This window comes from Micromonospora sp. C97, assembly GCF_018070385.1.
In the GTDB taxonomy this organism is placed as follows: Bacteria; Actinomycetota; Actinomycetes; order Mycobacteriales; family Micromonosporaceae; genus Micromonospora; species Micromonospora parva.
The window spans coordinates 79,077-85,682 of the sequence record NZ_JAGPXU010000031.1 but is presented as its reverse complement, the minus strand read 5'-3'; the positions used below and the strand labels follow the sequence as shown (position 1 = coordinate 85,682).

At 70.7% G+C, this 6,606-nt stretch carries 3 protein-coding genes and 1 pseudogene; 3 read left to right on the top strand and 1 reads right to left on the bottom strand.

Annotation, left to right across the window (positions count from 1 at the left end; genetic code table 11):
* The first annotated feature begins 61 nt into the window (after positions 1-61).
* Positions 62-670, top strand: a complete 609-nt coding sequence (locus tag KBX26_RS28175; RefSeq protein WP_030336603.1) for a hypothetical protein — start codon at positions 62-64, stop codon at positions 668-670.
* Between the two features lie 299 nt (positions 671-969).
* Here the strand turns inward: KBX26_RS28175 and KBX26_RS28170 are convergent.
* Positions 970-2,169 (bottom strand): annotated as a pseudogene (locus KBX26_RS28170) (zinc-dependent metalloprotease); the annotation flags it as partial.
* A 184-nt stretch (positions 2,170-2,353) separates the two neighbouring features.
* Between KBX26_RS28170 and KBX26_RS28165 the strand changes: the two are divergent.
* Both KBX26_RS28165 and KBX26_RS28160 read left to right on the top strand, forming a co-directional pair.
* Positions 2,354-3,367 (top strand): PDZ domain-containing protein, encoded by a 1,014-nt coding sequence (locus KBX26_RS28165; RefSeq protein WP_030336608.1) that lies wholly within the window; start codon positions 2,354-2,356, stop codon positions 3,365-3,367.
* A 96-nt stretch (positions 3,368-3,463) separates the two neighbouring features.
* Positions 3,464-6,448 (top strand): UPF0182 family protein, encoded by a 2,985-nt coding sequence (locus tag KBX26_RS28160; RefSeq protein ID WP_081884046.1) that lies wholly within the window; start codon positions 3,464-3,466, stop codon positions 6,446-6,448.
* Positions 6,449-6,606 lie beyond the last annotated feature (158 nt).

Sequence of the window (6,606 nt, the reverse complement as noted above, 5' to 3'; positions counted from 1 at the left end):
CGGGTCGGGTGGGCCGGGCCGGGTGGGGTGGCGGTACGGGGTGGGGCGCTAGGGTCGGGGGATGGCGCGACGGGTGGTGGTGGCGTTACTCGGGCCGGTGCACTGGTCGCCGCCGGGCGTTGACCTGGCGGAATGGCGGGCGGCTCTCGCGGAGGACGTCATCGACCTGCTGGCCACGCTCAACGAGGTGGAGGTCGCGGTAGCGGTGACCCCGGCCGACCGGGCTCTGGCCGACGCGCTGGTGTGGCCCGGCACGGCCGTGTACGAGGTTGCCGAGCCGACGCCGAACGCCGTGTTCGCCGCGCTGGAGGGGTACGACCAAGCGGCGGTGCTGGTCAGCGACGTGCCTGACCTGCCCGCCCTGACCGTCGGCAAGCTGCTGCGCCCACTCACCACCCGACCGGTCGCGGTGGCTCCGGTCGAGGGCGGCGGCCCTGGTCTGCTCGGGGTCGCGTCACGACTGCCCGCGCCGGAATGGCTGCCGACGCTGGAGCTGGACACGGCGACGCCGGCCGAGGCGCGCGCCGATGCCCCGCGCCCGGGTGACGTGGCGGTCACCGCCGGGTGGCGACGACTGCGGGGCCCGGCCGACCTGGCCACGCTGGACCCGGCCTTCGAGGGTTGGGAAGCGACCCGTGCCCTGCTCTCCGGGTCGGCCCGACCCGCCTGAACCGTCAGCCCGGCCTGCTCCGCGATCCGGCCTGCTCCGCGATCCGGCCTGCTCCGCGATCCGGCCTGCTCCGCGATCCGACCTGCTCCGTTGACGTGCCGAACACGCGCCCGGGGCACCCGCTGTCGATCAGGCGGGAACCCCGGGCATAGGCCGCCAATGCGCGGACGTCAGGACTTGGCGTCACCCTCGCCGTCGGTCTCGTCCGACGGGCCGGACTGACCCGACGGGCCGGACTGACCCGACGGGCCGGACTGACCCGACGGGCCGGACTGACCCGACGGGCCGGACTGACCCGAGGGGCCGGGCTGACCCGGCTGACCGGGGGCCTTCTCCTCAACCCCGCCGGGGGCGGTGAAGTCGAAGTTGTCCAGCTCGCTGAGGTCCATGTCGTTCATCGCGAAGGCGACCGGGTCGGCGAAGTCGTCGTCCGACGGGAGCAGGTCCGGGTGGCCCCAGACCGCGTCGCGGCCCTCGATGCCACGGTGCTGGGTGAGCGCCGCCCAGAGCGCCGCGGCCTCGCGCAGCCGGCGGGGGCGCAGCTCCAGGCCGACCAGCGCGGCGAAGGTCTGCTCGGCGGGACCGCCGGCGGCCCGACGACGGCGGAACGCCTCGCCCAACCGGACGACGTTGGGCAGCCGGTCGCTGGCGGCGCTGTCGACGACGTGGCACACCCACCCCTCGACCAGGGCGAGCGCGGTTTCCAGGCGGGCCAGTGAGGCCTTCTGCGCCGGGGTGTCCTCCGGGGTGAAGATGCCCTCCAGGGCGATCGCCTGCATCGACTCGGGGTCGGTCGGGTCGACCCGACCCATCGCCTCCTCGATCGCCTCCCGGTTGACCCGGATGCCCGAGGCGTACATCTCGACCGCGCTGAGCACGTGCCCACGCAGCCACGGGACGTGCTGGAACAGCCGCTGGTGGGCGGCCTCGCGCAGCGCCACGTAGAGGCGGACCTCGTCCTCGGGCAGCTCCAGGCCCTCGCCGTACGCCCGGATGTTGGCCGGGATCAGCGCGGCCGTGCCGGCCGGGCCGAGCGGGAGCCCGATGTCGCCGGCGGAGAGCACCTCCGCGGCGAGCGAACCGAGGGCCTGGCCCAACTGGCCGCCGAAGAGCGCGCCACCGAGGGAGGCCACCATCGACTGCATCGGGCCGAGCTGGGCGCGCGCCTCCGGTGGCACCAGGTCGCCCATCGCGCCGACCATCCGGCTGGCGACGGGGTCGCACAGCTTGCGCCACACGTCCAGCGTCTTGAAGATCCACTCGTTGCGGTTCCACGCAACGGGGTTCTGGATGCCGGAGGGCCACGCCGAGGCGGGCTCCAACCACAGGTCGGCCAGGCGCAGCGCCTCCTCGACCGCGTTGCGTTCGTACATCGACACCGCCGGGTCACCGGCGGCCGCGAGCTGGCTGGCCGCAACCTGCCGGGCCAGGTCCCAGTTGACCGGCCCGCTGCCCGGCGCGGAGAGCAGGTGCTGCAACTGCGACATGAACTGCTGCATCTGCGCGGGATCGTTGGGGTCTGGTGGCTGCCCACCCGGGAGCGCGAAACCGAACGGAATATCAGGCACGACATCTACGGTACGCGGACCGCGCCCCAGGTCGCCGTCGCTGGCGTTGCGCTGAGGGCGAAGTCGCGCGGCGCATCCGCCGGGTGACCCGTGCCCGGTCGGTACGCTCTGCGGCATGAGACGTCGTGGCCTGACGGTCCTGCTCGGTGCCCTGTTCACCGCCCTGCTGAGCATCGGGGTGCTCCGGGTGCCGATTCCGTACGTGGTGCTGGGCCCGGGTCCGACCGTCAACACCCTCGGGACGGCCGACGGTAAGGAGGTCATCCAGGTCTCGGGTCGGGAGACCTCGACCTCGGCCGGCCAGTTGCGGCTGACCACGGTGGGGGTGCAGCCCACTGTGCGGTTGCGGGGGGCGATCGCTGGCTGGTTCTCCGACGACGAGGCGGTGGTGCCGCGCGAGCTGGTCTACCCGCCGGGGGAGTCGACGGAGCAGGTCGAGCAGCGCAACGCCGAGGACTTCAAGGCGTCACAGACCAGCGCGGAGACCGCCGCGCTGCGGAAGTTGGGCTTTCCGGTGCAGGTGGTGATCAAGACGGTGGCCGGGGACGGCCCGGCGGCCGGGGCGTTGAAGGCGGGCGACCTGATCACCTCGGTCGACGGCCAGCCGGTGCCGGTGGCCGCGAAGGTCACCGAGCTGGTCCGGGCGAAGCCGGCGGGCACGGCGTTGACCATCGGCTACACCCGTGACGGGGTGCCGGCCACCGCGACGGTGACCAGTCAGGAGCAGGACGGCCGACCGCGGATCGGTGTGGAGATCGATCAGCAGCAGCCGCATCCGTTCACGCTCGGCATCGACCTGGGCGACATCGGTGGGCCGAGCGCCGGTCTGATGTTCGCCCTGGGGATCGTGGACAAGCTGACCCCGGCCGACCTGACCGGCGGTCAGGTCATCGCGGGCACCGGCACCATCGACGACGAGGGTGCCGTCGGCCCGATCGGCGGTATCGCCCAGAAGCTGGTCGGCGCCAAGCGCGCCGGGGCCAAGGTCTTCCTGGTGCCGGCGGACAACTGTGCCGAGGCGGTCCGCAATCCGCAGCCCGATCTGCCGCTGTTGCGGGTGGGCTCGTTGGACGAGGCGATGACCGCTCTGGAGACGTTGCGAGCGGGTGGTCAGCCGACGCGTTGCTGACGGGTGTGACCGTGCCCCGACACGCTCAGGAACACCCCGTACTCTGGGTGCCTGGTCGGAGCCGATCATATCGAGCGTGCGGAGCCAACAGTGGTCATGCGTAGCAGCAGCCCCCTTCCGAGGATGAGCCGGCGCGGGCGCGTCACGATCGCCGTCCTGGTCGGGGTGTTCGTGCTCTTCACCCTGCTCGGCTGGGGTGTGCAGGCGTGGACCGACTGGCTCTGGTTCGACGAGGTCAACTACACCCAGGTCTTCACCGGCGTCCTGCTCACCCGGCTGGTGCTGTTCCTCGCCATCGGCCTCGGCATGGCGGTGATCGTCGGCGGCAACCTGTGGCTGGCCTACCGGCTGCGCCCGCGACTGCGCCCGCACTCGGTGGAGCAGGCGACCCTGGAGCGCTACCGGATGGTGCTCACGCCGCGGCTGGGCACCTGGATCTCGCTGACCGCCGCGGTGGTCGGGCTCTTCGCCGGCCTCTCGGCGCAGAACCGGTGGAACCAGTGGCTGCTCTTCCGCAACGGCGGTGACTTCGGCGTCAAGGACCCGGAGTTCGGGGTCGACATCGGCTTCTACGTGTTCCAACTGCCGTTCTGGCGGTACCTGCTCGGGGTCGCCTTCACCGCTGTGGTGCTGGCCGTGATCGGCGCGCTGGCGGTGCACTACCTCTTCGGCGGTGTCCGCCTGCAGGGCGTCGGTGACCGGATGAGCAACGCGGCCCGCGCCCACCTGAGTTCCCTGGTCGCGGTGTTCGTGCTGTTGAAGGCCGTCGCGTACGTGCTGGACCGGCGGGCGATGCTGCTGGAGTACAACGAGGGCGCCAAGTTGTACGGCGCCGGCTACGCCGACGTCAACGCGCTGCTGCCGGCGAAGGAGATCCTCGCCTACATCTCGATCGTGGTGGCGATCGCGATCATCGTGTTCTCCAACGCCTGGATGCGGAACCTGGTCTGGCCGGGCATCTCGTTGGCGCTGCTCGGCGTGTCCGCGGTGGCCATCGGCGGCATCTACCCCTGGGCGGTGCAGACCTTCGAGGTCAAGCCGAGCGCCAAGGACAAGGAAGCGCCGTACATCCAGCGCAGCATCGACGCGACGCGGGCGGCGTTCGGGTTGGCGGCCACCGAGACGACCCCGTACGCGGCGAACAACCTCACCCCACCGGGGAACCTGGCCACCGACACCTCGGTGGTGTCGAACGTGCGGCTGCTCGACCCGCAGCTGGTCAGCGAGACGTACACCCAGCTCCAGCAGGTGCGTGGCTTCTACGACTTCGGTCCGAAGCTGGACATCGACCGGTACGGGGTGAACGGGAATGTCTCCGATTACGTGGTCGGCGTCCGGGAGATCAACTATGGCGAGCTGACCGACCAGCAGAACACCTGGATCAACCGGCACACCGTCTACACCCACGGGTACGGGCTGGTGGCCGCACCGGCCAACCAGGTGGTCTGCGGTGGTCAGCCGTTCTTCGTCTCCGGCTTCCTGGGCGAGAAGACCCAGGAGGCGTGTTCCTCGCAGACCGAGCAGATCCCGGCCAAGCAGCCGCGCATCTACTACGGCGAGCGGATGGAGGCCGACGACTACGCCATCGTCGGGCAGTCCGACCCGAACAAGAAGGCCGAGTTCGACCGGCCGGTCGGTGAGGGCGGCGGCGAGTCCTACACCTACACCGGTGAGGGCGGCGTGGAGATCGGCTCCTTCACCCGGCGACTGCTGTACGCCATCAAGGAGCAGGAGTCGAACTTCCTGCTCTCGGAGGCGGTCAACAAGGACTCCAAGCTGCTGTACGTGCGTAACCCGCGCGACCGGGTGGAGAAGGTCGCGCCGTTCCTCACCCTGGACGGCGACCCGTACCCGGCGGTGGTCGACGGTCGGGTGCAGTGGATCGTCGACGGCTACACCACGGCGGCCTCCTACCCGTACGCGGAGAAGGTCAACCTCCAGACCGAGACCACCGACGAGTTGACCAACCGGGGCACCTTCCAGCTGGCCCGGGAGGACGTCAACTACATGCGTAACTCGGTGAAGGCCACTGTCGACGCGTACGACGGCACGGTGAAGCTCTACGAGTACGACGACACCGACCCGGTGCTGAAGGCGTGGAACAAGGCCTTCGGCGGTGACCTGGTGCTGCCGAAGGCGGAGATCCCGGTCGAGCTGAGTGAGCACCTGCGCTACCCGGCGGACATGTTCAAGGTGCAGCGCAACCTGCTCACCAAGTTCCACGTGACCAACCCGGGTGACTTCTACTCCGCACAGGACTTCTGGCAGGTGCCCAACGTGCCGGACGCCCCGGACAGCGGTCAGAAGCAGCCGCCGTACTACCTCTTCACCCAGTTCCCGGGGCAGGAGAGCCCCCGGTTCCAGCTCACCTCCGCGGTCACCCCGAACGGCCGGCAGAACCTCGCCGCGCTGATCTCCGGGTCGTACGTCGACGGGCAGCCCCGGTTGGAGGTGCTGGAGTTGCCGGATCAGACCCGGATCTCCGGCCCGGTGCAGGTGCACCAGCAGATGACGAACAACGCGAACATCCGTCAGCAGCTGAACCTGCTCTCCAGCAATCAGGCGCAGGTGCAGTACGGCAACCTGCTCTCGCTGCCCTTCGCCGACGGGATGCTCTACGTCGAGCCGGTCTACGTGAAGAGCAACCAGCAGGACGCGTACCCGCTGTTGCAGAAGGTGCTGCTCTCGTACGGTGACGGCGGCTCGTTCGTGGCGCTCGCCGACAACATCAACGACGGCATCAAGCAGTTGGTCGAGCAGGGTAAGAAGGCCGGGCAGGGCACGTCGCCGCCGCCGACGACCGGGGGCAACCCGACGACACCGACCCCGACGCCGACTCCTTCGGGGACGGCGGCGCCGACGCCGACCCCGAGCGCCGGCACCCCACCGCCGGCCGGTGACCTGGCCGCCGCCGCGGACCGGGTGCAGACCGCGATCACCGAGGTCCGGGCCGCGCAGGCGTCGGGCGACTTCGAGCGGTACGGGCGGGCGCTGAAGGCCCTCGACGAGGCGCTCACCGCGTTCCAGCAGGCACAGCAGGCAGCTGGTGGGTCTGGTGCCAGCCCGAGTGCCGGCGGCTGACCCGGCACGCCCGCACGTACGTCTCGGAGCCCTCGTCGTCGGACCGCACCGGTCCGGACGGCGGGGGCTCCGCCGCGTCCGGAGCCGTGCCCGGCTGTCACCTCGCTGACAGGCGCGGACGTGCCGCAACCTGCGGCACCGGCCCGTCGTCCTCATTT